General features: G+C 69.8%; 18 protein-coding genes and 1 pseudogene. 7 read left to right on the forward strand and 12 right to left on the reverse strand.

What is annotated here, in order from left to right; all coding sequences use genetic code 11:
• Positions 1-52: 52 nt before the first annotated feature.
• Positions 53-1,600, reverse strand: a complete 1,548-nt coding sequence (locus JK364_RS39630) for an MFS transporter (RefSeq protein WP_201856255.1) — start codon at positions 1,598-1,600, stop codon at positions 53-55.
• A gap of 893 nt (positions 1,601-2,493) precedes the next feature.
• Here JK364_RS39630 and JK364_RS58515 point away from each other — a divergent pair.
• Positions 2,494-2,613, forward strand: a pseudogene (locus JK364_RS58515) (IS982 family transposase); the annotation flags it as partial.
• Positions 2,614-2,651: 38 nt separating this feature from the next.
• Here the strand turns inward: JK364_RS58515 and JK364_RS39635 are convergent.
• The 5 genes from JK364_RS39635 to JK364_RS39655 form a co-directional block, all read right to left on the reverse strand.
• Positions 2,652-3,782, reverse strand: coding sequence for a trans-sulfuration enzyme family protein (locus JK364_RS39635; protein ID WP_201856256.1), 1,131 nt, complete (start codon positions 3,780-3,782; stop codon positions 2,652-2,654).
• Positions 3,783-5,024, reverse strand: a complete 1,242-nt coding sequence (locus tag JK364_RS39640) for an amidohydrolase (RefSeq protein WP_201856257.1) — start codon at positions 5,022-5,024, stop codon at positions 3,783-3,785.
• Positions 5,021-5,797, reverse strand: a complete 777-nt coding sequence (locus JK364_RS39645) for an amino acid ABC transporter ATP-binding protein (RefSeq protein WP_201856258.1) — start codon at positions 5,795-5,797, stop codon at positions 5,021-5,023. Before JK364_RS39645 ends, JK364_RS39640 begins: the two co-directional genes overlap by 4 nt.
• Complete coding sequence (locus JK364_RS39650; protein WP_201856259.1) at positions 5,794-6,693, reverse strand: amino acid ABC transporter permease; 900 nt, start codon at positions 6,691-6,693, stop codon at positions 5,794-5,796. Before JK364_RS39650 ends, JK364_RS39645 begins: the two co-directional genes overlap by 4 nt.
• Positions 6,694-6,763: 70 nt before the next feature.
• Positions 6,764-7,663: an ABC transporter substrate-binding protein gene (locus tag JK364_RS39655; RefSeq protein ID WP_201856260.1), complete on the reverse strand. Its 900-nt coding sequence runs from the start codon at positions 7,661-7,663 to the stop codon at positions 6,764-6,766.
• Between the two features lie 247 nt (positions 7,664-7,910).
• Between JK364_RS39655 and JK364_RS39660 the strand changes: the two genes are divergently transcribed.
• On the forward strand, positions 7,911-8,633 hold the full coding sequence (locus JK364_RS39660) for a FadR/GntR family transcriptional regulator (RefSeq protein WP_201856261.1): 723 nt from the start codon (positions 7,911-7,913) through the stop codon (positions 8,631-8,633).
• Between the two features lie 123 nt (positions 8,634-8,756).
• On the opposite strand, the gene JK364_RS39665 is transcribed toward JK364_RS39660, so the two are convergent.
• Both JK364_RS39665 and JK364_RS39670 read right to left on the reverse strand, forming a co-directional pair.
• The gene (locus JK364_RS39665) at positions 8,757-11,072 is read right to left on the reverse strand and encodes a hypothetical protein (protein WP_201856262.1); all 2,316 of its coding nucleotides are present in this window, start codon (positions 11,070-11,072) and stop codon (positions 8,757-8,759) included.
• A 158-nt stretch (positions 11,073-11,230) separates the two neighbouring features.
• Entirely contained in the window at positions 11,231-12,418 is a 1,188-nt protein-coding gene (locus JK364_RS39670; protein WP_201856263.1) for a serine hydrolase domain-containing protein, read from the reverse strand.
• 1,029 nt (positions 12,419-13,447) lie between these two features.
• On the opposite strand from JK364_RS39670, the gene JK364_RS39675 reads away from it, so the two are divergent.
• Positions 13,448-13,948, forward strand: coding sequence for a hypothetical protein (locus JK364_RS39675; RefSeq protein ID WP_201856264.1), 501 nt, complete (start codon positions 13,448-13,450; stop codon positions 13,946-13,948).
• 137 nt (positions 13,949-14,085) lie between these two features.
• Here JK364_RS39675 and JK364_RS39680 read toward each other — a convergent pair whose 3' ends face one another.
• Positions 14,086-14,934 (reverse strand): SDR family NAD(P)-dependent oxidoreductase, encoded by an 849-nt coding sequence (locus JK364_RS39680; RefSeq protein ID WP_201856265.1) that lies wholly within the window; start codon positions 14,932-14,934, stop codon positions 14,086-14,088.
• A 369-nt stretch (positions 14,935-15,303) separates the two neighbouring features.
• Here JK364_RS39680 and JK364_RS39685 point away from each other — a divergent pair, with 369 nt between their 5' ends.
• The gene (locus JK364_RS39685; RefSeq protein WP_201856266.1) at positions 15,304-16,182 is read left to right on the forward strand and encodes a class I SAM-dependent methyltransferase; all 879 of its coding nucleotides are present in this window, start codon (positions 15,304-15,306) and stop codon (positions 16,180-16,182) included.
• Between the two features lie 138 nt (positions 16,183-16,320).
• Here JK364_RS39685 and JK364_RS39690 read toward each other — a convergent pair whose 3' ends face one another.
• Positions 16,321-17,058 (reverse strand): alpha/beta fold hydrolase, encoded by a 738-nt coding sequence (locus tag JK364_RS39690; RefSeq protein ID WP_201856267.1) that lies wholly within the window; start codon positions 17,056-17,058, stop codon positions 16,321-16,323.
• A gap of 174 nt (positions 17,059-17,232) precedes the next feature.
• Positions 17,233-18,144, reverse strand: a complete 912-nt coding sequence (locus JK364_RS39695) for a helix-turn-helix domain-containing protein (RefSeq protein WP_201856268.1) — start codon at positions 18,142-18,144, stop codon at positions 17,233-17,235.
• Positions 18,145-18,358: 214 nt separating this feature from the next.
• On the opposite strand from JK364_RS39695, the gene JK364_RS39700 reads away from it, so the two are divergent.
• Entirely contained in the window at positions 18,359-18,709 is a 351-nt protein-coding gene (locus tag JK364_RS39700) for a hypothetical protein (protein WP_201856269.1), read from the forward strand.
• Positions 18,710-18,759: 50 nt separating this feature from the next.
• On the opposite strand, the gene JK364_RS39705 is transcribed toward JK364_RS39700, so the two are convergent.
• Entirely contained in the window at positions 18,760-18,915 is a 156-nt protein-coding gene (locus JK364_RS39705; RefSeq protein ID WP_201856270.1) for a hypothetical protein, read from the reverse strand.
• A gap of 594 nt (positions 18,916-19,509) precedes the next feature.
• Between JK364_RS39705 and JK364_RS39710 the strand changes: the two genes are divergently transcribed.
• Together JK364_RS39710 and JK364_RS39715 are read left to right on the forward strand one after the other, a co-directional pair.
• Positions 19,510-22,791, forward strand: coding sequence for a bifunctional [glutamine synthetase] adenylyltransferase/[glutamine synthetase]-adenylyl-L-tyrosine phosphorylase (locus JK364_RS39710; protein WP_201856271.1), 3,282 nt, complete (start codon positions 19,510-19,512; stop codon positions 22,789-22,791).
• A 238-nt stretch (positions 22,792-23,029) separates the two neighbouring features.
• Positions 23,030-23,668, forward strand: coding sequence for a hypothetical protein (locus tag JK364_RS39715; protein WP_230993201.1), 639 nt, complete (start codon positions 23,030-23,032; stop codon positions 23,666-23,668).
• Positions 23,669-23,705 lie beyond the last annotated feature (37 nt).

Consider the following 23,705-nt stretch of genomic DNA (forward strand, 5'->3'; position numbering starts at 1 on the left):
GAGCATCCTTCGAGGGGTGAGGTGGACGGTGGCGGGACACGACCCCGGCTCACTAGGCCGGTGCGTCGTTTCCGGCGTGCTTCGGCGTCTTGTGCCGTACGGTGAGGCCCGCTACCAGGGCGGCGAGCAGCAGGACGCCCGCCGAGCACCAGTAGGCGACGGAGAAGCCGTGCACCATGCCTTCGTTGAGGGTCGCGCCGCCGTGGGCCGGATCGTGCACGTGCGAGTGGACGTAACGGCTGGTGGCGCCGGTGGCGATGGTGTTGAGCAGTACGGTGCCCAGCGAAGCGCCCATCTGCTGAACGGTGTTGAGGACAGCCGAGGCCACACCGGCGTCCTGCGCGGGCACGCCGGCGGTGGCCGTCGCGTAGACCGGCATGAAGGTCAGGCCCATGCCCAGACCGAGCAGCAGCAGGGCGGGCAGCACGTGCGGGACGTACTGCGCATGCACGGTCAGGCTGCTGAGCAGCACCATGCCGGCGGCGGCCAGCACCATGCCGGACGACATCAAGGTGCGCGGCGCCGTGCGTGGCAGCAGGCGGGCCGCGATCTGGGTCGCGCCGATGACGATACCGGCTGAAATCGGCACGAAGGCCAGGCCCGTCCGCACCGGCGGGTAGCCGAGGACGACCTGGAGGTAGTACGTCAGGAACAGGAAGACGCCGAACATGCCGATGGTGGCCAAGCCCATCGTCGCGAGCGATCCGGCCCGGACACGGTCCTTGACGATGCGCAGCGGCAGCAGCGGGCTCGCCGCGCGGCTCTGCCACCACACGAAGGCGGCGAGCAAGATCACGCCGGCCACGAGCGGTGTGAGCACCGACGGGCTGGTCCAGCCGCGAGGTTCGGCCTCGCTGAAGCCGTACACGAGGGCGACGAGCCCGCCGCAGCCCAGCAGCGCGCCCGGCACGTCCAGGTGCCCGCCCCGGCGGCCGGAGCGGTCGCGCAGGAAGGCCGGTGCGCCGAGCAGGGCGGCCAGCGCGATGGGCACGTTGACGTACAGGGACCAGCGCCAGTTCAGGTACTCGGTCAGCAGACCGCCCACGATCAGCCCGACCGCGCTGCCGCCGCCGGCCAGCGCACCGTAGACCCCGAACGCCCTGGCCCGCTCCTTGGGGTCGGTGAACGTCGTCGTCAGCAGCGACAGGGCCGAGGGCGCCAGGATCGCCGCGAACGCACCTTGCAGGGCCCGCGCCGCGAACAGCATCCCGGGACCGGCCGCCGCGCCGCCCAGCGCGGAGGCCGCGGCGAACCCGGCCAGGCCGATGACGAAGGTGCGCTTGCGGCCCACCAGATCGGCGATCCGGCCGCCGAGCAGCAGCAGCCCGCCGAAGGCCAGCGTGTAGGCGGTGATCACCCACTGCCGGTCGGCGTCCGACATGCCGAGAGCGCGCTGGGCGGAGGGCAGCGCGATGTTCACGATGGTGCCGTCAAGGATCACCATCAGCTGGGCGAGGGCGATGACAGCCAGCGCCCACCAGCGCTTCGGATCCGGTGCCGGTGCCGGAGTCGCGGCGGGAACCTCGCGGTCCGGGGAACGGTCGGTGGCCGTGGAAGGGGCGGACGGGAGGGATTCCCCTCCGGGGCGTTTCTTGCTCATGGCGATCACGCACGTTTCGTGTCGAAGTGCTGTCGAGACAGCCGGCCAGGGATGGTCGCAGTGGTGACGACGGGCCGGTGTACGCAGCACGGGGACACGGCATGGCGGTGGGGCAGCGGGAACCGCGGACAGCACCCGGGGCCTGCCTCACCAGCTGCGTGTCACTCACGCCGGCGCTCTTGCCGGTCGTGAGGCGGAGAGTGCCGAGATCACGGTGACCAGCGAAAGAAGGGCCCGTCTTCGGGCACGCGCCCCCGCGGCCCGCGCGGCGACGAACCGGGCAGGCCAGGACATCTCGTGACGCGGCATCTCAGGAAGATGCCGCAGACAAGAAACAAGAAGGGGGAAGAGTTACCGCGCGCCGCAGAGGAGGGAGGGCACACGGCCGGAGGCAACTATGGCCGCAACGCATTCGGCACGGTCCATGTCTCTCGCCTCCTTCCGGGCAGGGCACGCGGTGCGTGTCGACGCCGAGCGCGCCGAGCGGGGCGGCAGAGAACCTGCCGCGCGAAGTCCCGGACAGAATATCCCATCGACGCCACCGCGCGACCGGAATTGCCGACCGCCCGCGCACACGCGGAAGGGGGTTGACGACGGCCGTCGTCAACCCCCTTCCGTGTGTGCGCCCAGCATGGGTGATTGCTCGGGGCGGAAGTCCCTGGGGGAAGAGGTGGTGCCAACCCCGGGCCGGGAGTACGGACGGGAAGCCGTTGACGATGTCTGACAGCTGCTGGTGCGGTCCCGACACGTATGCGGCCCGGCCGCCGCGGGGCTTGATGTCCAGCACGACCCAGGTGCCGAGTAGCCCTGCTGCTCTCGCTCGGCCAGAGCGCGGCGTTCCGCTGGGTCGACGTCGTCAGACAGGACGTCGACGACCTCGACGTCAGCTGCCGTTCAAGCGGGAGGAGAAGCGCAAGGGCGAGGGCCCGCCCAAGTCGGTGCGGCAGCTGATCGAGTCCGGGAACGACGCCCTCAAGGGGCAGTTGGACCTGGAGCAGCACGGCGGACGGTCCAGCGGTCAGGAGCCGAGCGGCTCTGGGCGGGCCTCGCTTCACAGTGCCGCGTCGAGTGCCTTCTCCAGGTCGACGAGCAGGTCGTCGGCGCTCTCGATACCGACGGACAGGCGCAGGACATCGGGGTCGTCCACCGAGTCCACCAGGCTCACGACGTCACCGAGGCTGGTGGCCCTGATGAACTGCGTGAAGGTGTCGTAGACCGCGGCTTTGCGTTCCGGCCTGAGCAGTGCGAACGAGAGCATCCCGCCGAAGCGGTGGCCCCCCGTCAGCCGGCAGGCGAGCTCGTGCGCCGGTGCACTCGGGAGCCCTGGATAGTTGACCATGCTCGTCGCATCGTGCGCGTCGGCGAGTTCGGCGAGTCGCAGCGCGGTGGCGCTGGCCCGGTCGACTCGCAGTTCAAGCGTGCTCATCCCCTCGATGACGGCGGCGGCGTTGTGCGGGGTGATGATCGTCCCCAGTCTGCGGCGCAGCACGGCTATCGCGTCCATGGCCGGCCCGCTGCCGGCCAGTGCCCCGGCCAGCACCCGGCCGTGCCCGGCCAGATACTTCGTCGCGCTGTGGATCACGATGTCGGCGCCGAGTTCGAGCGGCCGGATCAGCACCGGCGTGGCGAAGGTGTTGTCCACCACCGCCAGCGCGTCGTGATCATGGGTGATCGCGACGATGGCCTCGATGTCGAGAACGTCGAGCAGAGGGTTGGTGAACTCCTCGAAGAACACCGCGCGGGTGGTGGGGCGGAATGCGGCCTCCAGTGCCGTCAGGTCTCTCAGATCGACGAACGTCACCTCGCATCCGAAGTCCGGAAGATCGTGCGCCAGCCACTCCCGGCTGTTGACGAAGAGCTGGTCGGACGCGATGAAGTGCCCCCCGCGGCGGCCCAGTGCGAGCAGCGCCGTTGTGATCGCCGCCATCCCCGAGGTGAAGGCCAGCGCGCGCGGCGCCGACTCGAGCGACGCCAGCGTCGACTCGAGCGCGGCGACGGTCGGATTGCGGACCCGCGAATAGTAGTCGTGGACTGACGGGTCCTCGACGGTCCGCTTGTGGGCGGCCATGTCCGCCATGACGAACGACGCCGTGTCGAAGACCGGAGCCGCGACTGCCCCCAGTGGGTTCGCTCCCCGGCCGTGCAGCAACCTGGTCGCGAGCCCGCGGTCGTCCTGGTTCATTCAAGACCCTTCCGATGTTCCCGGCTGCCCGCCGGGAGGCGTGAGCAGAGCCGGTACGTCCACGACGCCGCCGGCGGCCTCGAACTCCTGGCGGCCGCGTTCCCGTAGCTCGGCGTCGGTGAGGAAGTCGAGCGCGGTCAGGGCCAGGGCCACCGCCCCGTCGACGACCGCCCGGTCGCCCCGCTCCGAGCCCGCGTACCCGGCGAAGGCCGCAGTGTGGAGCGCGATCTCCGGCGGCGCGATGGCGAGGGTGGGATGGATCGCCGGGACGCGCAGGCTGATGTTGCCCAGGTCGGTCGAGCCCTGGGCGCTCTGGGGCGCACCCGAGGTCCGCCCGCGCCCGGCCATGTGCACACCAAAGCGGGTGGAGAGTGCGTCGTTGCCGCGCACCGGCAGGCATGGCTGGATCCGGTCCCACACCGCGTCGAGCCTGGTCTCCGTGATCAGCGCGGCACCCGCGAGGATGCGCTGTACCCGCTCGCTCAGAGCAAGGAGCGAGTCCACTTGGGGGGACCGGATCAGCAGCCGCAGCGACGCCCTGGCGGGCACGACGTTGGCGGCCTCGCCCCCTTCTGTGATGACTCCGTGCACGCGGTCGGTCTGCGGCATGTGCTGACGCAGGGCGGCGACGCCCTGGTAGGCGGCGACCACGGCGTCGAGGGCGTTGCGGCCGGCCTCGGGCCGGGCCGAGGCGTGGGCCGGGACCCCGTGGTACGTCGCCTCGACCGAACGCAGCCCGAGCGCGGCGAAGTGGATGTCGTCGCGGTTGGCCGGATGGAGCATGATCGCGGCGTCGATTCCCGCGAACGCTCCCGCGCGGGCCATGATCTCCTTGCCGGAGCCGTTCTCCTCGGCCGGCGTGCCGAGCAGGACGACCGAGCCGCCCGTCCCGCCGACCACGTCGAGCAGCCCGAGAAACGCTCCGGCCGCCGCCGCGCCGATGATGTTGTGCCCGCAGCCGTGTCCGATGCCGGGCAGCGCGTCGTACTCGGCGAGGATCGCGATCCGGGGACCGGCCGGATCACCCGCACGGGCCTCGAGCGAGGTCTCCATGCCGTGAACGCCCACCCGCGCCTCGATCCCGTGCGCCGTCACCAATTCGGCGATGGCGGCGACGGATCTGTGCTCGGCGAACCCCGGCTCGGCCAGCTCATGGATCATTCGGCTCAGCTCCACCAACTTGGGAGCGAGCCGCTCGATCCGCTCGGTGACCTGCCGTGCCAGAGTTTCCCGGGCCGTCACAGCACCTTCCCCAGGAAAGCACGAGTGCGCTCGTGGTCCGGTGCGCCGATGACCTTTTCCGGTGGCCCTTGCTCGACGACACGGCCCTCACTCATGAAGACCGCGGTGCCGGCGACCTGACGGGCGAACCCCATCTCGTGCGTCACCACCATCATCGTCATCCCGGAGGCGGCGAGATCCCGCATCACGTCCAGGACCTCGCCGACGAGCTCGGGGTCGAGCGCGGAGGTCGGCTCGTCGAAGAGCATGAGGGTCGGCTCCATCGCCAGCGCCCGCGCGATCGCCACGCGCTGCTGCTGCCCGCCGGAGAGATGCGCGGGGTAGGAGTCCTGCTTGTTCCCGAGCCCGACCCGCCGCAGCAGCCGGACAGCGCGCTCGACGGCGACTTCCCGGGGCTCCTTCTTGACCCGCATGGGCGCCAGGATCACGTTCTCCAGCACGGTCATGTGTCCGAACAGGTTGAACTGCTGGAACACCATGCCGATCCGGGACCTGCGCTCGGTGACGACCGATGGACGCGCCTCGTGCAGGCGTCCCCGGACGAGATCGGAGCCGATCAGCCGGCCATCGACGAGGATGAATCCGCGGTCGACGGTCTCCAGGTGATTGACGCAGCGCAGGAAGGTGGACTTGCCCGAACCCGAGGCTCCCAGCAGGCACACCACCTCGCCGCGCTCCACGGTCAGGTCGATCCCCTTCAGCACCTCGAGGTTGCCGAAGCTCTTGTGCACGTCGTGGGCCTGGATGACCGGCCCGGTCGCGACATCGGTCATCGGGTGCCACCCACTCGGCTGAGGCTGCGGCCGAACCGCTTCTCCAGGCGCGCCTGCACCAGAGTGAGCAGCGTGGTCATGACCAGGTACCAGATGCTGGCGACGATCAGCAGTGGGATCTGCCGGTAGTTGCGCGAGTAGATCTGGGTGACCGATTCGAGCAGGTCCCCGACGCCGATGACCAGTACGACCGAGGTCATCTTCAGCATCGAGATGAACTGGTTCCCGATCGGTGGGATGATCGCTCGCATCGCCTGCGGCAGGACGACGAACCGCAGGGTCGCGAGCCGCCCGAGACCCAGCGCGTCCGCGGCCTCCGACTGCCCCGCCGGCACGCTGAGCAGTCCGCCTCTGACGATCTCCGCGACGTATGCGGCCTCGTTGAACCCGAGGCCGAGCACCGCTGCCGCGAAGATCGGGATCACCTCGTTCGTATCCCAGCTCACCAAGAACTCCCCACCCGGGATGCCCAGCCCGATCCGGGGGAACAGCGACGCGGCGAACCCCCAGAAGAGCACCTGGACCAGCACCGGCGTACCGCGGAAGAACCAGATGTAGAGCGTCGCCGCGGAGCGGGGTATCGGGCCCCCCGACTGACGCAGCACGGCGAGGACGACACCGCACACGATGCCGACCGACATGGCGGCGATCGTCAGTTCCAGGGTCACGGCGATGCCCCTGAGGACACTGACGTCGAAGAGATAGCGGCCGACCGTCGGCCAGTCGAAGCCCGGGTTGGTGACCAGGATCGCGACGACGAACCCGGCCAGCACCAGGATCACGGCACCGCCGACCGCCTGCCCGGCGGCCCGCCGCCGGACCGGTTCGTGATCGGCGATGGCGACGAGATCCGCCAGGTCGACCCGGTCGTGGTGGAAACGGGTGTCGGTGCTCATACGTGTCTCCTCGCCGGCGTTGACCGATGGGCTCGCTGCGCTGTGCCGGTGGGGGCGTCGGCGGACCCACTCATGAGGTCACCCGGTTGACCTGGGACTTCGTGATCGCGGCGTTGGTGATGTCCCAGCGCTTGAGGATCTTCGCGTAAGTGCCGTCGGCGATCAGAGCGTTGTAGGTCGCCGCGAGCGCGTTGGCGAGCCGCGCGTCCTTCTTGGGTACCGCGACTCCGACCGGCTCCGGGCTGAGCAGAATGGTGTCAACGGACTTGAAGAGATCGGGTTGGAGCTTCGCCTGGTAGGCGACCGCCGAGTTGTCGGCGAGCATCGCATCCGCACGCCCGGTGGCCACCGCCTGATTGACGTTGGTCTGCTGCGGCACGATCATCGGCTTGATCGCCGGTTTGCCCGCCGCCTTGCACTGGTGCTGGAGGCTGTCCATGTTGCCCTGGGCCTGGGTCGTGCCGGTCTGCGCGGCGATGGTGCGTCCGCACAGGTCGAGCGGTTTCCCGATCCCCTTGGGGTTCCCGGCCTTGACCAGTGCGGAAGTGCCTCCCTCGAGGTAGGTGACCAGGTTCAGCACTTCCGTGCGCTCGCGGGTGACCGTCCAGGCGGACCAACTGGCGTCGAAGCGATGTGCCTTCAGACCCGCGAGCATTCCGTCGAAGGGCACCTCGACCCACTCGAAGCGAAGGCCTGTCCTGGCCGTGATGGCCGAGGCGAAGTCGGCGCCGACACCGATGATCTTCCCTGAGGAACTCTTGAACGCGCTCGGCGGATAGTTGGGATCGGCAGCGACACGCAGCACGCCGCGCGTGCGGATGTCCTTGGGGAACCTCGCCTGCAACGTTGAGTCGACCGCGCTCTTCACCGCGAGCGGTGTGGAGGGCAGACCCGCGTTCTTGGGCTGCGCGCCGGTGCCGGCACCGGCGCTGTCGTCGTTGCTGCATGCACTCGTCCCGAGCACCGCCATCGCGACGGCCGTCGCAGCGATGCCGTGAAGAACTCTCATCTGCTCACTCCTGTGTCGGTGCTCTGACGAGCAGAGGTCCCGCCCACGGACGGCGGAAGGATCATACCTATGATGGATATGGATGATAGGTATGATGCTTTCCTCTGACAAGGCCCTGCCAGTACGATCACCTCCGACGGCGCCGGCGCCGCCGCGGAGTTCCGAGCACAGGCGTAGGGCCGTCACACGAGGACATCGAGGAGAACAAGTGGGCAGGCTCAGCGACCAGGTCGTGGCACAACTGCGACAGGCGATCGTGCACGAGAAGTACGCACCGGGCAGCCGGATGCCCACCGCGGAATCGCTCGCGGAATCACTCGGAGTCTCCCGGAGCGTCGTGCGCGACGCTCTGCGGACGTTGTCGTCCATGGGGTTGGTCGAGGTACGGCAGGGACACGGCATCTTTGTCGCCGTCCCGCGCGACGACATCCTCACCACCGCCCTGACGCTGCGGATGCAGCGATCGGAGGTCACCATCGGCGAGGTTCTCGCTGCCCGGGTCACGCTCGAGTCAACACTTGCCGCCGAGGCCGCGCGGGTGTGTGACGATCAGACATTGCAGCCGCTTCGCAGGCACTTGCGGCGGTTCGAGGACGGGGTCCGGGCCAAGGACTGGCCGACGGCGCACCAGGAGCACTTGCAGTTCCACCTGTCGATCATCAGGGCACTGCGGCTGCCCGCGCTGGAGTTGCTGATCGAACCGCTTCAGGAGCTGATCATCGTCAGCTCCATCCCCCCGAAGCCGGAGAGCGGCGACCAGTGGGGCATCGGCTCGCACGACCCGATTGTCGAGGCGCTGGAGTCCGGAGACCCCGAGGCCGCGCGGGCAGCGGTGCGTGATCACTTCCGGTACGCGGAGTCGCCTCCCTACCGTGAATACGGCCAGACACTCTTCCGTGACGCCAGGTCGGTCCTCGCCGGCCTCCGTTAGGTCTTCCCGGCGGGCCGGTTCGGGGGTCGTCGACGCGGGCGGTCGTCGCCCAGGGGTCCCCAAGGGGACGGTGTGGTTGGGCAGATCTCGGTGACCGCCGTGGTGCCGATCAGGAGGGCCGGCTCACGCCTGATTCCTCAGACGGGAGGTTTCGGCGAGCTTGTACGCCTTGTCGTGCTCGGCGGACCGTACCTCCTCGATGAGTACGGCGAGAGCGGGCCCGTCGGGGACACCGCCGGACAACTCGACGGAGGCGTCGGTGAGTCGGACGATAGAGGCGGCCACGGCGTCGCGGACGTCCGCCTGGAGCGCCCAGTCGGGGTTGGCCTGGGTCCGCAGCCTGCGGGCGACCTTGGCCAGTGCGCGGGCCGCCGCCGGGCGGCGCCTGACGTCCATCAGCTCGTCCGACTTGAGTCCGGCCGCGGTCTGGAGCGACTTGCGGTCGAAGAGGTCCTCCTTGGACGCGTTCATCGACTCGCCGTGGCCGCCCCGGTCGCCCGCGTCGACGGTCGCGTACGGCAGCAGGTTGCGGAAGGTGAGGTAGGCGGTCGCGGCGGCCGGCACGTCGGTGGCGTCGAAGAGGTCGAGCGCGGTGTCGAAGACGTTCCGCAACTGGCCGGCGAGCAGTTGTTCGGTGGGCAGCAGCCAGTCGAGGGTCATCACCTGGCCTTTCAGGTCGCGCACCGCCTGCCCTCGCAGCGCGGCCGGCACGCCGCGCACACCGCCCTCCGCGCCGCTGGCCAGCGCGTCGGCGGCGAGCCGTTCGACGACCCACGCGGTGGTGTGCAAGCCCATGCCCGCCACCCCGGCCGGGGTCGGTGCCCGGCCGGTGGTCCGGAGCGGGCCGCCGGTGGGGAAGGTGACGGCCAGTTCGGTGGTCGCGGCGACCGCGACCCAGCCGTTGGTCCTGGCCGGCTGCGGGGTGGGCTGGAGCTTCGGGTGGATATCCCGTACGGCGTCGAGCAGCTTGGCGCACAGGTCGGGGTCGGCCCTCGGGACGGTGTCCCGGACCGCGTCGGCCAGCCGGTCGACGGCGGCGGAGGTCGCGTCGGGGCCCAGGAACCGCGACGCCTTGACGGTGTACGGGTACGCCTGCGCGACGGTGACCTGGTGGTCGTGGAGCAGGTGGGCAAGGATCTCGGCCGCGCCGCGCAGCGCGTCGGTGCGCGCCCGCAGGTCGGCCTCCAGCTGTGCGGCCTCGGCCAGCCAGGCGGACACCCCGAGCTTGGCGTCCTCGACGGCCTTGTGGTCGTCGGCGGTGACCGGGTCGGGCGCCGAGGCAGCCAGCTCCGCGGCCTCCCGGATCTTGCGCGCGAGCTGGTGGAGGGCGGTGTACTCGCCCTCCTCGTCGTCCGGGGCGGCCAGGTACGGTGCGAGGCCCTGGAGCACCTGGGCGGTGCCGAGCGCGGGGACGGGCACCGGCGGCAGCAGCCCGGCGGCGGCGTCGGCCGCCCGCTCCCTGGCCCGGGCGCTCCGGTTGGTCGCGAAGGGGCGGGTCAGCAGCACCACGTCGCGGGCCGCCACGGCCGCCACGGCCGCCACGGCGAACGGCTCGCGGGCCGCGTTCGTCTTCACGACGTCGGCCACCGCGCCGGGCCGCAGCGCGAAGGCGAGGTCGGCCGCCCGGATGGCGGCGTCGAAGGCGAACAGCCGCCACAGCGCCGCCTTCATCCCCTCAGGTCCGCCGACATCCGCCGAGGCCGGTGGCACGAGGTCCGGCGCGCCCGACTCCTCAAGGGCCAGCACATGGGCCCGGTAGGTGCCCTCGCCGGAACCGCGCGAGCCGCGCGCGGACTTGGCCGGGACGGTGGCGAACGGCAGGTAGCTGACGTAGGCGAGGTGGTGGGCGATCGCCGCCTCCAGGTTGGCCCGCCGCTCCTCCAGGTTGGCCCGCCACTCCTCCGGGGTGGCCGGCTGCCGGGCGAGCAGCGAGCCGACCCGCCAGCCGGCGTCCTCCAGCAGCAGGGTCCGCTCGGCGCGGTCCTCCAGCCGGTTCAGCAGCTTCATGCCGTGCGAGTCGGGGTCGCCCATCCAGGAGCTGACCACCTTCTGCCACTCCAGCAGCACCAGTGCGGCGGCCGGCACGGTGCGGCCGTGCACCATCGAATGCACCGAGTCCACGATCGTCTGGCAGGCGACGGTGTGGTCGCCCATCCGGCTCCCGAACGGCGACGGTGTGCGCTGGAGCCGGCTGATGACCAGCCGCTTGATCAACCCGTCGGCCCCCACCTCCAGCCGCGGATGCAGCCGCACCACCGCCCCGGCCGGCAGGTCGGGGTGCTCCGCCAGGTTCAGGCTGGTCAACGTGCGCTTCAACGCCGACCGGGCGGCCGGCGGCAGCCCGGCCGGCTCCAGGATCTGCGTCCCGGTCCGCGTCACCGCCGGCCGCTCGGCCCCCGGCTCGCCCCCCGCCTCGCCAGGCCCCAACTTCCGCTTCATGCCGTACTCCCCCTGTCAGTCGTCACGTCCAGGGGTAACCCATCACGCGGGGCACCGCCGCATCCCCTATTTCGCCATATTTGGTCACGTTCTCTTCACTCGGTCGGACCAGTCAGTCGGCCGCGCGGGCGATCGACTCAGCGGCCGCCACAGCCCACCTAGACCGCTGAGCCTTCGGCACTCGGGGCGCGGGTGAGCAGGTCGGCGACCCGGGCGACCATCTGGCTCTCCGCACCGTTGCGGGCGGTTGTCGGATGATAAGCGAGCACGAAGCGGCGCCGCTGGTCGCGAGTGGAGAACGCGGCGTTCTTGTAGCCGTAGGTCTCGCCGGTCTTGCCCCAGAGGGTGATGCCGTTCACGGTGGCCTGCTGCAGCCCGGTGCTGTAGCGAGCCGGAGAGCCGTCCAGCATCCGTACGTCATTGGGCGGCAGGGTGAACATCATCAGAAGCAGCTCCGGCGGAAGCAGCTCGCCGGAGAACAGCGCGGCGAGCATCCGGTCGAGGTCGCCCGTGGTGGAGATCATGTCGCCCTCGCCCCGGGCGGACGACTGGTCATAGGCGGTGATGTCCCGCAGGCTGCCGTCGGACATCGCCAGATAGCCGTGCACGTGTCGGCCGTGGATGCGTGGGTCGTTGCCCGGCACGACGGTGCGCGCCAGGTCCAGTGGACGCAGGAGGCGGGCCGCGATGGCCTCCCCGTACGGGCGGCCTGTCACCTTGTCGACAATCAGTGCGGCCAGTGCGTAGTTGATGCCGCGGTACTCCTGTCGGGTGCCCGGGGCGAACTTCAGCGGACCGTGCGTCGCGGTCGCCACCCACTCCTCCGGCGTCCAGTGATCGAAGCGGTGGCGTAACACCTCCTCCGGGGTCTCCGGCTCGGGGATACCGACGTGGTCGGGCAGCCCACTGGTGTGGTTCAACAGGTGCGCCACGGTGACGGCCGCGAACGGGGCCGGCAGCAGATCCGGCAGGATACGTCGCACCGGCGCGTCGAGGTCGACCCGGCCCTCGGCCACCAACTGCAGCACCACCGTGGCGACGAAAACCTTGGTGATGCTGCCGATCCTGACCTTGTCCTGCGGCGTCACCGGCCGCTGCGTCCCGATGTCGGCCACGCCCGAGGTGCCGCGCCAGTATCCGGCCGTGCCGCCGACTCGCAGTTGGGCCGCGGTTGACGGTGGGTGTTCAAGGTCGTCGATCGTCGCCTGTAGGGCGGTGGGGTCCAGCGGCGGGAGCGCCACGGGCGAGGCGGCGGCGCGGCGGGCGGGCAGCGCGACCGCCCCCGCCAGGGCCGCCCCCAGGGCGGCACCCGCAAAGGCCCTTCGTGACATGCGCGTTGAGGTCATGCTCCTTACGCTGTCAGCGGGCACGTGCCCGCGCATCAGGGTTCGCCCCGGAGCGATCCCTGATCAACTCCCCCGGCCCGCCCACCCGGCGGGGCGCCCTCCGTGACGCGGCACCCTCGCCGTCCTCACGATCCAGTCCACCGTGCTGATGGCCGCCCTCGGGTTACTGCTGGCCGGGACTCTCCTCACAGCAGGCGGTCTGACCACGCTGACGGTGAATCCGGTGCGGAGGGTGACCCCGAAGCCCCGGCACTCCCACGGGCCGACATCCACCCCGCCGACGCCTCCCACAACCTCTCCCACGGCGCCAACGACCCCGGCCCCGCAGACCACCTCCGCGGCACCGCCAACCTCCCCGCCGACCTCCGCCCCCGGCTCGTCGCAAGCGCCCCCGCCGCCCGGAGCGTCCGGCCCGCCCGGGGGCACCGCCGAACCGGCACAGCAGACGGAGGCCAACCAGCCGGCCCTGCTGACGACGTGGCTGGGGTTCTTCGGCCAAGTCCTCGGACTGCTGACCGCGCTGATCGGACTCATCGCAGCCCCCAGAGATCCGGCTCCCGCCCCCGCCCCGGCAGGACAGGAGCGGTCCGGCCGCACGCCCCGGCTCAGAGGGAGCGACCAGCCCCCACGAGGCAGACGGCCTCCTCGCCGGTGACGCCCCCGAGAAGATCCGAGGGAACGTTGCTCCCGATGAAGGTGGGTTTCCGGCCCATCCTGCTCAACGTACGGGCCCGCGGCGGCGCGGTGCTCGGTCGTCATGCACTCCTCGCCCTGGTCGCGGGGCGATCGTCGGCGAACCCCTAGTCCTCGTCGTCCGGATCGCCGGCGACGCCGCCTGCGTCGCGGCGCTACGGCTGCGCGGGCGTGGTCCGCAGTGGGGCATCGAGCGTGACTCGCATTGGCCTTTCCCCGCAGCATCCGATGCATGAGGATTATCCGCCAGATCCCTTCCAGCATTCACCTTTGTGACCCGGATCGGCGGCGGTCCTCGCCCTGGTCCGGATGCTCTCTCGATCCTTTGGAGGACTAATGAACCGAAGACGCGCCTTACTCGGCGCGGTCAGCTTGGTAGTGGCCGCCCTGCTCGGACTCGTCACTTCCCCCGTGGCACATGCCGCCGGAGCAGCATCCGCTGCACAGGGCTCGTCCGCACAGATCCGGGGAGAACACCCGGAACTCAATGGTTACCGCATCAAGACGGTGAGCAGCGCCGCCGTCTACCTGGTCCTCGACGGCAAGCGCCGCGGGATCCCCAATGAGACCACGTACTTCAATCTGTTCCGCAGCTGGGACGGAATTCAGAACGTGATCGACATCGACAGCATCGACGACGGCGGCAACCTGTCGGACGGCGCCATGTTGGCCAAGTCGCCTTCCTCCGCCACGGTTTACCTTGTCAGTAACGGCGTCAAGCGCGGGATCACCAGCGCGGCGGTGTTCGACAAGTACTCCTTCGACTGGGACAAGATCGTCACCGTGAGCGCGGTCGTGCTGGACGCCGTCCCCAACGGCCCCGTCATCTCTTCCTGACGCCGCTCGGGGCCGCTCACCGAAGTGCAGCGGCCCCTCTCGCGGCAACACATCTCAGCCAGGCGGGCTCTGCGTCGGTGGCCGATGCCTTGGCCGAGCACACAGGCACCACCGCCAGTCCAGTGGCGGCGTCTGGGTCAGCGCGTCGTCGCGAGGTAGCCGTCCGCGAGCGAGAGGCTGCGGTCACGCAGGGTCGCCCTGGCCTGTTCGTCGTAGGCCTGGTCGTTCGCGCGGGCGGGCCGGAGGCGGTCGAAGAACTGGCCGGTGGTGCCTTCGAGGGTGGGGTCGACGGCGAGCCTGCGGGTGGCCTCGACTCCCGATTCGAGGGTGTCGGCGGTGACGCCGATCTCGGACAGGACGATTTTGGTCGGCATGTAGGTGCCGGGGTGCAGGCAGGTGGCGGTCAGCTCGGTGGGCGCGAACCGTCCCGCGAGGTCGAAGCAGTGCATGATCTGCGCGAGCTTGCTCTGGCCGTAGGCGCGCGTGCCTGAGTAGCCGCGCTCCAGCATGAGGTCGTCGAAGTCGAGCGGGTGCTGCCCCAGGGAAGAGACATGGACGACGCGGGCGGCGTGCTGCGTGGTCGCGGAGGCCCGCAGGAGCGGGAGCAGGTTCTCGGTGAGTACGAAGGTCGCCAGGTAGTTCACCGCGAAGCGCAGCTCATGGCCGTCGCGGCTGGTGCGGCGCTCGCGTCCGTCGGGCTCGCCGGAGCCGATGCCCGCGTTGTTCACAAGCGCGTCGAGGGTGTCCGCGCTGTCCGCGATGGTGTCGGCCAGCCCGGCCACCTGGGCGAGGTCGGACAGGTCGGCGACCGCGGTGACGGGTGCGGTGGCGCCGGCTCTGCGGACCTCGGCGATGAGCCGCTCGAGCTTGGCGGGGTCGCGGCCGTGCAGGACGAGTCGGACGTCGTCGTCGGTCGCGAGGCGCAGAGCGAGGGCGCGGCCGAGGCCGTCGGTGGCGCCGGTGATCGCGATGGTCGTAGTGGTCATGCCGGTCCTTCCTCCGCGGGACTACGGATGAGGAGGTGGATGGGGGCATCGACAAGGGCACGATGGGGCTCGCCGATGGGACTCGCTCCGAGCGGCGGAGGTACGGCGAGTACCTCGTACCCGAGGAGACCGAAGACGATTCGAGCGTCGAGTGCCGGTGAACGACCTGTCGGGAAATCCCTCCGTTCGACGGCGCGGAAGGAGACGGATCCGGTCCGGCCCCTCTGGAGAGGGTGGCCCATGGACTTGCCCAAATGCCCAGGCCAACGCCATGCTCGAGGTCGTTGCTCTATGGCTGTGCCAGGGGCTGAGTGCATGATGGGCTGACTCCGGGGCCCATAAAAATGGACGTTCATTATAATCGGGGTCATGCGGGCCAAACCGAGTCGCACCGCGCAACATGTGGCGTTGTTCCGGGCGTTGGAGTCAGTACGGCAGGGGCCTCGCCTGTTCCATGACCCGTATGCCGCATCCTCGCTCAGCTTCGGTTATCAACTGGTGGTCGCGCTTGCCCGGGTGCCGCGTGTGGGGCGTGGCGTCGAGCGTTACATCGATGAACGCTGGCCTGCCGGTCCGCGCGCGTCGGCAGTGGTGCGGACCAGGCTCATCGACGACTTGTTCATTGGAGCCCTGGATGACGGCGCGCGGCAGGCGGTCCTGCTGGGAGCGGGATACGACAGCCGCGCGTTCCGCCTTGCTGCGGCTCGTGCCGTATCCGTCCTGGAAGTCGATCACCCGGCGACCCAGGCCATCAAGCGCGAACTCGTCGCCCGGCACGTCCCCGCCGACCAGCAGGATCGCGTCCGCTTTGTGCCGGTCGACTTCCTGCGTGAGGACCTGGTCGCAGCTCTGCGGCAGTCCGGTTTCCAACGCGAGCGTACGGTGGTCACGTGGGAGGGCGTGACGAACTATCTCAACCCGCGCTCGGTACACGACACGCTCACGGGACTTGCCTCGGCGATGCCGGCCGGGAGTCGGGTCATCTTCACCTACATGGACCGAAGAGCGTTGGATGGCACCGGCGATTTCGACGGAGTCGCCGAATGGGCGGACACGGTGCGCGCTGCTGGTGAGCCTTTCACTTTCGGGTTCCTGCCGGACGAACTCCCTGAGTATCTGGCCGAGCGGGGGTTCCGACTGGCCCTGGACCGTTCCGCGCGAGAAGCCGCCGCCCTCTACCTGGAACCACTGGGCCGGCGCGAACCGGCCGCGCCGTTCTACCGAATCGCCCAGGCGGAGGTGAGGTAGTGCACCGACAAGGCGTCCGTCGGCTTGCCGACGGCGCTGCGAGTGCCGACAGCGACCCACTGCTCCCTGCGGCCGAGAGCCTGCTCGAGTTGCTCGAGTTGCTCGAGTTGCTCGACCGCAGGTCCATGCAGCCGACGCCTACACTCCGCCTGTGGTCCGGACCGCCGCGGACGCGATCTCTGTCAGCAGGGCGGCGACAGCCTCAGGCTCGCTGATCATGAGATCGTGTCCGCTGTCGATCTCCCAGAATCGGCCTTCAGCGCGCGCCTTGGCTATCAGATCCTGGTTATGGATACCGCGACCCAGACTTGTGGTGGAGACAATCCGGTACTGCGGTATCGCCTCCAGCGTTGGCTCGTTGTTCAGGACGAGTGGCTGCTCAAGAGTTTTCCATGGGTGAGGGGTGAGGCGTGGCAGCGTCCACTTGATGTCCTTGGGGTCCGTAACTCCAAAAAACCTGACCAGGTCCTCGCTGGGGAAGAGCACTAGCTCGACACCGTTGATGACCTGGCCATTTTCCCGCTCCTTGAGGAGGGCCGGGAATGCCTCGATCTGCGACCGGCCATCGGGGGCATCGAGAAACACGAGCTTCCCGACCCGGTCGCTGACGCGATCAGCGGCTCCCTTGATCACCGTACCGCCGTAGCTGTGACCAACGAGCACCACGTCTCTCAGGCCCTCGTAGAAAAGGAGGTTGGCCACTTCGGTGATGTGCATGTTCAGATCGACATCGGGGCTCACGAGGTGTGACCGATCGCCCAGCCCCGTCAGGGTCGGGGAATATACGGTGTGGCCCTCAGCCTCCAGTAGACGAGCGACCTTCCGATAGCACCAGCCGCCATGTCCAGCACCGTGGACCAGTACATAGGTGGCCATGATCTCTCCTCCTGCTCTGTGTTGACTACAGCCGGGCATACGGCAGGACATGCCGATGCATGACTTGGGACGCGTGGGTTCTTCCCACAGGGCGAGGCCCGGCGGGAGGGATGATTCGCCCGCTGTTTTCCCGGACCGCCATAGTGCGGCGGCAGTGCCCGGTGCCGTTGGGGTTCAGTCCTTGCCGGCGCGGAACCGCTTCTGTGCCGCGCCGGCGGGGAGGCCCGGTCGCGTGATGGCCTCGCTGGTGGCCTGGGCGAGCAGAGCAAGCGCGGCCCGCGAGGGCGAGCCCGCTTCCGTGGTGGCGACCACCACGTTGGGCCCCGGCTCACTGGTCAAGGTCTGCAGGATGACGGTCAGGGGCCCGACCAGCGGATGGCGCATGTCATAGGTGGCGACGGTGCAGGGTTTGACACGGTGTTCGGCCCACATCGAGGCGAACTCGGCACTCTTCGCGGACAGTTCGCCCAGGAGCGCGTGCAGCGCCACGTCCTCCGGATGCTGGGCCGCCACCAGGCGCAGATTCGCGACCACCGCCCTCGCCCTGCTCGGCCAGTCCGCGTACAGGTCACGGACATGAGAGTCCAGGAACAGCAGCCTGGCCATGTTGGGACGCCGTACCGGCAGGTCGGGGGCACCGGGGTCCAGATGCCCGGCGAACAACGCATGGCCCAGGCGGTTCCACGCCAGTGCGTCGCTGCGCCGGCCAAGCACGATCGCGGGAACGTCGCCCAGCGCGTCCAGCAACTGGCGCATCGCTTCCGTCACTCGCTCCGGCGCCGGACGCCGGCCCCGGGTGCGCTGCCTGTCCACCCGGCCCAGGTCGTGCAGGTGTCGCCGCCCGGACTCGTCCAGTCGCAGAGCCCCGGCGATCGCGTCCAGAACCTCAGGCGATGCGCTCAGTGACTGCCCCTGCTCGAGCCGGGCGTAGTAAGAGGTGCTCACACCCGCCAGCATCGCCAGCTCCTCGCGCCGAAGCCCCGGCACACGCCGGCGCTCCCCGTAGGTGGGCACCCCGACATCCTCCGGGCGCAGTTGGGAGCGCCGCGCCCGCAGAAAGCTCCCGAGCTGCGTTTTTCCATCCATGGCTTCGAGTATGGACGGCCTCGTAACACCTAGCCTGACCCAGCTGTGGATAGGCAACGGCGGGTCTGGCTCCTGGCCCCCACCGTCGATGAAGTGGGAGGCAGCCCTGGGCCGGGAGACCGGGCACGTCGTGCGCTGCCCAGCGTGCGGCCGGCGGTCACGGTCAGGGCCTGTCCGGCGGATCAGGCTCGGTTACCTCCAGTAGGTTGGCAGCATGACTTCCGTACTTGTGGTTGGTTACGATCCGCAGGCGATACCCGGCGTTGACGCGGAGAGCCTTCGCGTCGCCCTGGACAAGGAGCTGGCACGGTTCGGTGAGCACGGCATCGACGCGGCCATGACGCTGGTGGTCTTCGACGAGTCGGCTGAGTCCACACTCGTAGCATCGTTGGCCCAACGGCCGTGGGATGTGGTCGTCGTCGGGGGCGGTATCCGCAAGACTGAGCCACTGCTTCCGCTCTTCGAACAGATCGTCAACCTGATCCGTCGGCACGCGCCCCAGGCCGCCATCGCGTTCAACACCAGTGGCGGAGACAGTGTCGAAGCGGCTCAGCGCTGGCTGTGAGGTCGGTCCGACGGATCACGCTGCCCGCACACCTGGAGCGGGGCACGGCTTCACCAGGCGCTCCTGGCCGGTGCGCCGCTTCGGCTCTGCTCGCGCAGCTGCCGCTGCCGCAGCCGCAGCCGCATGGCCAGGTGGTACTCGGCGGTGTGCTCCAGGGAAAAGATGACGCCTTCGCGTTCTCTGGCAGCACGTTCACATTGCGCCATGTCTCGCTCCTCGTTTTCCGGCCAGCCTGCCAGTTCACGTCCTGCCGAACCTGAACCATCACGGCCACAGCGATGGGAATCCCTTTACCACGACGGGAATCCTTTTACCACCCACGGGGAACCAACACGGGCGGCCGAGCCGGAACCGGCCGCCACTTTCACCACAAATTAAAACACGGATAAACACTTGACGAATATTGATTAAAAGAGCCGCCGAAGGGGCTGGATCATCCACAAGGGGGAGCACTGTCCAAAACTTCGCGAATGCGGTGTCGAGTAAACCTATTTTGCCCCACTTTGCGCATCGATGTATCGCTCAACGTTTTATTGCCTCAGCCTTGACCTCCATCGAGGGAGCCTCCTACGTTTTTGCCACCGGATTCAGGCGTTCCACCTGATGCGGGAAACGGCAAAAATGTCCGCTGCAAAAAGGGACGGATGGCCCCTTGAAAACTCGGCCCGCCGACCCATTGGCAAGTAATCATTTTCCTCAGGAATGATCTGGGTCGGCTTTTCCATGGCGTTCGCGTGGGCTCGCCAACGGGCCTTGACGATGGCAGGGCAGGAATGTGGGACAGGAATGGAGGCGGCCGCATGGGCTTACCGCATGGACGCAGGAGCAGCGGCTTCACCCGGCTGCTGCGACATGGTTTCACCGACGCCTCGGCGGCGCGGCGGCTGCTGGACGCGCCAGGGCTGGCCTCGGTGGGGAGCGATCCGGTGCTGCTGGAGGCGCTCGGGGCAACCGCCGATCCCGATCTGGCGTTGCGCATGTTGGTACGGCTGGTCGAGGCACTTCCGGAGACCCCCGAGGACGGGGATGACAAGGAGTGCGCTGACTCGCGACAGACGTTCCTGGACACCCTGGTCGCGGCGAAGCCGATACGCGACCGGTTGCTGGGAGTGCTCGGGACCTCCGAGGCGCTGGGCGACCATTTGGCCCGGCATCCACGGCACTGGCAGGCGCTGGTGACGTACGAGCCTGCGGACCTGCACCTGACCGCTTCCGGCTTCGAACGGGCGCTGACCGAGGGGATCTGGGGCAAGCCGGGGGTGGGGCTGACGCGGCCGGACGCGTTGCGTGTGGCGTACCGGCGGGCGCTGCTGGCGATCGCCGCGCGGGATGTGTGCGGTACGACGGACGTCACGCAGGCCGCCGTCGAGCTGACGGACCTGGCGACCGCCACCTTGCGGGCCGCGCTGGAGATCGCGGCGGAGGAGCAGCCCGAGGACGCGGCGGCGTGCCGGCTGGCCGTGATCGGGGTGGGCAAGTGCGGCGGGCGGGAGCTGGACTACGTCTCGGGCGTGGAGGTCGTCTTCGTCGCGGAGGCCCCGGACGGGCTGGAGGAGTCCGCGGCCGTGCAGGCGGCCACCCGGCTGGCCGCACGGCTGATGCGGATCTGCTCGGATGTGACGGTCGAGGGCACCATCTGGCCGGTCGACGCGGATCTGCGCCCGGAAGGGAGCAATGGCCCGCTGGTACGGACGCTGTCCAGCCATGTGGCGTACTACCAGCGGTGGGCCAGGACATGGGAATTCCAAGTGCTGCTGAAGGCTCGGCCGGTGGCGGGTGATGGGGCGCTGGGCCAGGCGTACGTGGACGCGCTGGCGCCCCCGGTCCGGCAGGCGGCCGGGCGTGAGAACTTCGTGCCGGACGTGCGGCAGATGCGCCGCCGGATGGTGGAGAACATCCTGGTCGCGGAGATCACGGAGATCACGGAGATCACGGAGATCACGGAGATCGACCGCGAGCCGAAGCTGGCCCCGGGAGGCCTGCGCGATGTCGAATTCGCGGTGCAGTTCCTGCAGTTGGTGCACGGCCGGTCGGACGAGTCGCTGCGCGGCGGCACCACGCTGGATGTGCTTGCGGCGCTGGCCGCGGGCGGTTACGTGAGGCGGTCGGACGGGGCCGCGCTGGCCGAAGCGTGCCGGTTCCTGCGCTCGGTGGAGCACCGCGTCCAGCTCCACCGGCTGCGCCGCACCCATCCGGTGCCGGCGGGCGAGGCGGATCTGCGGCGGCTGGGCCGGTCGCTGGGGTTCCGTACGGAGCCGGTGACGGAGCTGGGCGCGGCATGGGGGCGGCACACGCGCGAGGTGCGGCGGCTGCACGAGAAGCTGTTCTACCGGCCGCTGCTGGACGCGGTGGCACGACTGGAGACCGGAGAGGCCCGGTTGAGCTCGCGGGCAGCGGGCCGGCGGCTGGAAGCCCTGGGTTATGCCGACCCGTCCGGCGCGCTACGGCATCTGGAGGCCCTGGCGTCCGGTGTGACCCGTAAGGCGGCTGTTCAGCGTTCGCTGCTGCCCGTGCTGCTGGGCTGGTTCGCCGACTCCGCCGACCCGGACGCCGGGCTGCTGGGCTTCCGCAAGGTCTCGGACGCGCTGGGCAAGACGCCGTACTACCTGCGGCTGCTGCGCGACGAGGGCGCCGCCGCCGAGAACCTGGCCCAGGTGCTCTCCGCCGGGCGGCTCGCCCCCGATCTGCTGCTGCGCGCCCCCGAAGCGGTCGCCCTGCTCGGCGACCCGGAGGGGCTGCGCCCGCGCGGCCGGGCCCATCTGGAGCAGGAGGTACTGGCCGCGGTCGGCCGCGCCGACGGCGCCGAACAGGCGGTCGCGGCGGCGCGCAGGGTGCGGCAGCGTGAGCTGTTCCGCACGGCCGCGGCGGACGTGATCGAGAGCGCGCGGCCGGCCAGTCGGACGGTATGGCCCACCGTGAGCTGGCCGCCGCCGAGCGGCGACGGCTCCCCGGCCATCTCCCCGGCGCCGTGCGGGTCGCGCGGCTCACGCGACTCACTTGGCACGAGACCTGCGGCCGGGATACCCAGCGCGCTGCGCGACTCCGGGCTCCGCGTCCCGGCCGGCCCCTCGAACCGTACGGCGCTGCCCGAGGAGCCCGCGAGCCCGGGGGCGCTGGTCGACATGGTCGGCGACGCCGTCTCCGACATCAACGCCGCGACTCTGGCGGGCGCGCTGCGCGCCGCCGTCCGCGACACCTGGGGCGATGAGCTGCCCACCCGTTTCGCGGTAATCGGCCTGGGCCGGTTCGGCGGCCACGAGCTGAGCTACGGCTCAGACGCGGACGTCCTCTTCGTCCACGAGCCCCGCGAGGGCGCCGACGAACACGAGGCCTCCCGCGCCGCGTTCGCCGTGGCCAACGAGGTACGACGGCTCCTCCAGTCCCCCACCGTCGACCCGCCGCTGCTGATCGACGCCGATCTACGCCCGGAGGGCAAGTCCGGTCCGCTGGTGCGCACCCTCTCCTCGTACGCCGCGTACTACCGGCGCTGGGCGCTGGTGTGGGAGAGCCAGGCACTGCTGCGTGCCGAGCCGGTCGCGGGCGACTCCGACCTCGGCGCGCGCTTCATCGAGCTGATCGACCCGCTGCGCTATCCCGCCGAGGGGCTGGACGAGAACGCGATCCGCGAGATCCGCCGGCTCAAGGCCCGGATGGAGTCCGAGCGGCTGCCCCGCGGCGCCGACCGCGCCACCCACACCAAGCTGGGCCGGGGCGGACTCAGCGACGTGGAGTGGACGGTGCAGCTTCTGCAGATGTGCCACGGCGCGGCCGAACCGGGACTGCGCACCACCCGCACCCGCCGGGCCCTGACCGCCGCGCACGAGGCCGGTCTGCTCGGCGGCGACGACGCCCGGACCCTGGACAAGGCCTGGGTGCTGGCGACCCGGGTGCGCAGCGCGGTGATGCTGGTGCGCGGCCGCCCGGGTGACACCTTCCCCACAGACTCCCGCGAACTGGCCGCGGTCGCCCGCCACCTGGGGTACGGCCCGGGCCATGTGGGCCAGATGCTGGACGACTACCGCCGCACCACCCGCCGCGCCCGCACCGTGATGGAACGCCTCTTCTACGGCTACGAGAGCTGACACTGACCGCCTCGCCAGGCCGGTCGGTCCCGGCCGGCCCGACCGCGGCCGGGCCCACCAGGGCCGCGAGGCCGACCGGGCCCCGGACCCCGGACCCCGGACCCCGGACCCAGTGCACACGGCGCGGTCATCGCTCCAACCTACACACCTGCCCGCTGAAGTCAGTAGCCACGTAGCCATCGCGCAGAGGTACCATCCACCACCAACATGAAAAGGCGCCCAGACGAGGGAGCTAGTGATGGACACTTCTGCTGACAACACCAGCCTGAAAACCCAGTACACGGCACAGATCACCGCCGACCTCGAACGCAACGCGGCCGAGCACGAACGCCTCAGCGCCGACGTCGCGACGCTGCAACAACAACTGTCGGCGTTGGAGAGCAACCGGGCGCTCCTGCTCAGCATGCGGCAGACACTCGGCAACGAAGCCACCGGTGACGGTGACGCACCGGACAACACCGACGTCAGCGGCTCTGACAATGGCTCGTCCGCCACCGGCAAGTCCGCGTCACTGCCGACAGCACGCAAGCCGAAGAAGGATGCCGACACGACCAGCGGCAAGCGGAAGCGGGCGGAGTCAGGCGGCAGCCGTCCCAAGCGGGTACGAAAGACAGGTGTGCCCACGCTCGGGGACCTCATCCGCGACGACCTGACTCAGCACGCTGAACCGCGCTCCGCGGCCGAAGTCAGCACCGCCCTCACCCAGGCCCTCCCGGACCGCGAGATCAAGACCACCGTCGTACGCAGCACCCTCGAGTCACTCGTCGCCAAGGGCCAAGCACACCGCACCAAGCGACAGAGGGCCGTCTTCTACTCGGCTACCGCCCCGGACGCGGCCCCTGCTACGACCGAGCCCAGCGAGGCAACCCCCTCCTGAGAAGCCTCGACACCCTCTGTTGGATTTTGATCGTTGA

This window comes from Streptomyces endocoffeicus, assembly GCF_016741935.1.
In the GTDB taxonomy this organism is placed as follows: Bacteria; Actinomycetota; Actinomycetes; order Streptomycetales; family Streptomycetaceae; genus Streptomyces; species Streptomyces endocoffeicus.

Bases quoted from the DNA above. Each gene is read 5' to 3' on its own strand.
- JK364_RS39630 (WP_201856255.1), bottom strand. From the start codon at position 1,600: ATGAGCAAGAAACGCCCCGGAGGGGAATCCCTCCCGTCCGCCCCTTCC.
- JK364_RS39635 (WP_201856256.1), bottom strand. From the start codon at position 3,782: ATGAACCAGGACGACCGCGGGCTCGCGACCAGGTTGCTGCACGGCCGG.
- JK364_RS39645 (WP_201856258.1), bottom strand. From the start codon at position 5,797: ATGACCGATGTCGCGACCGGGCCGGTCATCCAGGCCCACGACGTGCAC.
- JK364_RS39650 (WP_201856259.1), bottom strand. From the start codon at position 6,693: ATGAGCACCGACACCCGTTTCCACCACGACCGGGTCGACCTGGCGGAT.
- JK364_RS39655 (WP_201856260.1), bottom strand. From the start codon at position 7,663: ATGGCGGTGCTCGGGACGAGTGCATGCAGCAACGACGACAGCGCCGGT.
- JK364_RS39665 (WP_201856262.1), bottom strand. From the start codon at position 11,072: ATGAAGCGGAAGTTGGGGCCTGGCGAGGCGGGGGGCGAGCCGGGGGCC.
- JK364_RS39670 (WP_201856263.1), bottom strand. From the start codon at position 12,418: ATGACCTCAACGCGCATGTCACGAAGGGCCTTTGCGGGTGCCGCCCTG.
- JK364_RS39675 (WP_201856264.1), top strand. From the start codon at position 13,448: ATGAACCGAAGACGCGCCTTACTCGGCGCGGTCAGCTTGGTAGTGGCC.
- JK364_RS39680 (WP_201856265.1), bottom strand. From the start codon at position 14,934: ATGACCACTACGACCATCGCGATCACCGGCGCCACCGACGGCCTCGGC.
- JK364_RS39685 (WP_201856266.1), top strand. From the start codon at position 15,304: ATGCGGGCCAAACCGAGTCGCACCGCGCAACATGTGGCGTTGTTCCGG.
- JK364_RS39690 (WP_201856267.1), bottom strand. From the start codon at position 17,058: ATGGCCACCTATGTACTGGTCCACGGTGCTGGACATGGCGGCTGGTGC.
- JK364_RS39695 (WP_201856268.1), bottom strand. From the start codon at position 18,144: ATGGATGGAAAAACGCAGCTCGGGAGCTTTCTGCGGGCGCGGCGCTCC.
- JK364_RS39700 (WP_201856269.1), top strand. From the start codon at position 18,359: ATGACTTCCGTACTTGTGGTTGGTTACGATCCGCAGGCGATACCCGGC.
- JK364_RS39705 (WP_201856270.1), bottom strand. From the start codon at position 18,915: ATGGCGCAATGTGAACGTGCTGCCAGAGAACGCGAAGGCGTCATCTTT.
- JK364_RS39710 (WP_201856271.1), top strand. From the start codon at position 19,510: ATGGGCTTACCGCATGGACGCAGGAGCAGCGGCTTCACCCGGCTGCTG.
- JK364_RS39715 (WP_230993201.1), top strand. From the start codon at position 23,030: ATGGACACTTCTGCTGACAACACCAGCCTGAAAACCCAGTACACGGCA.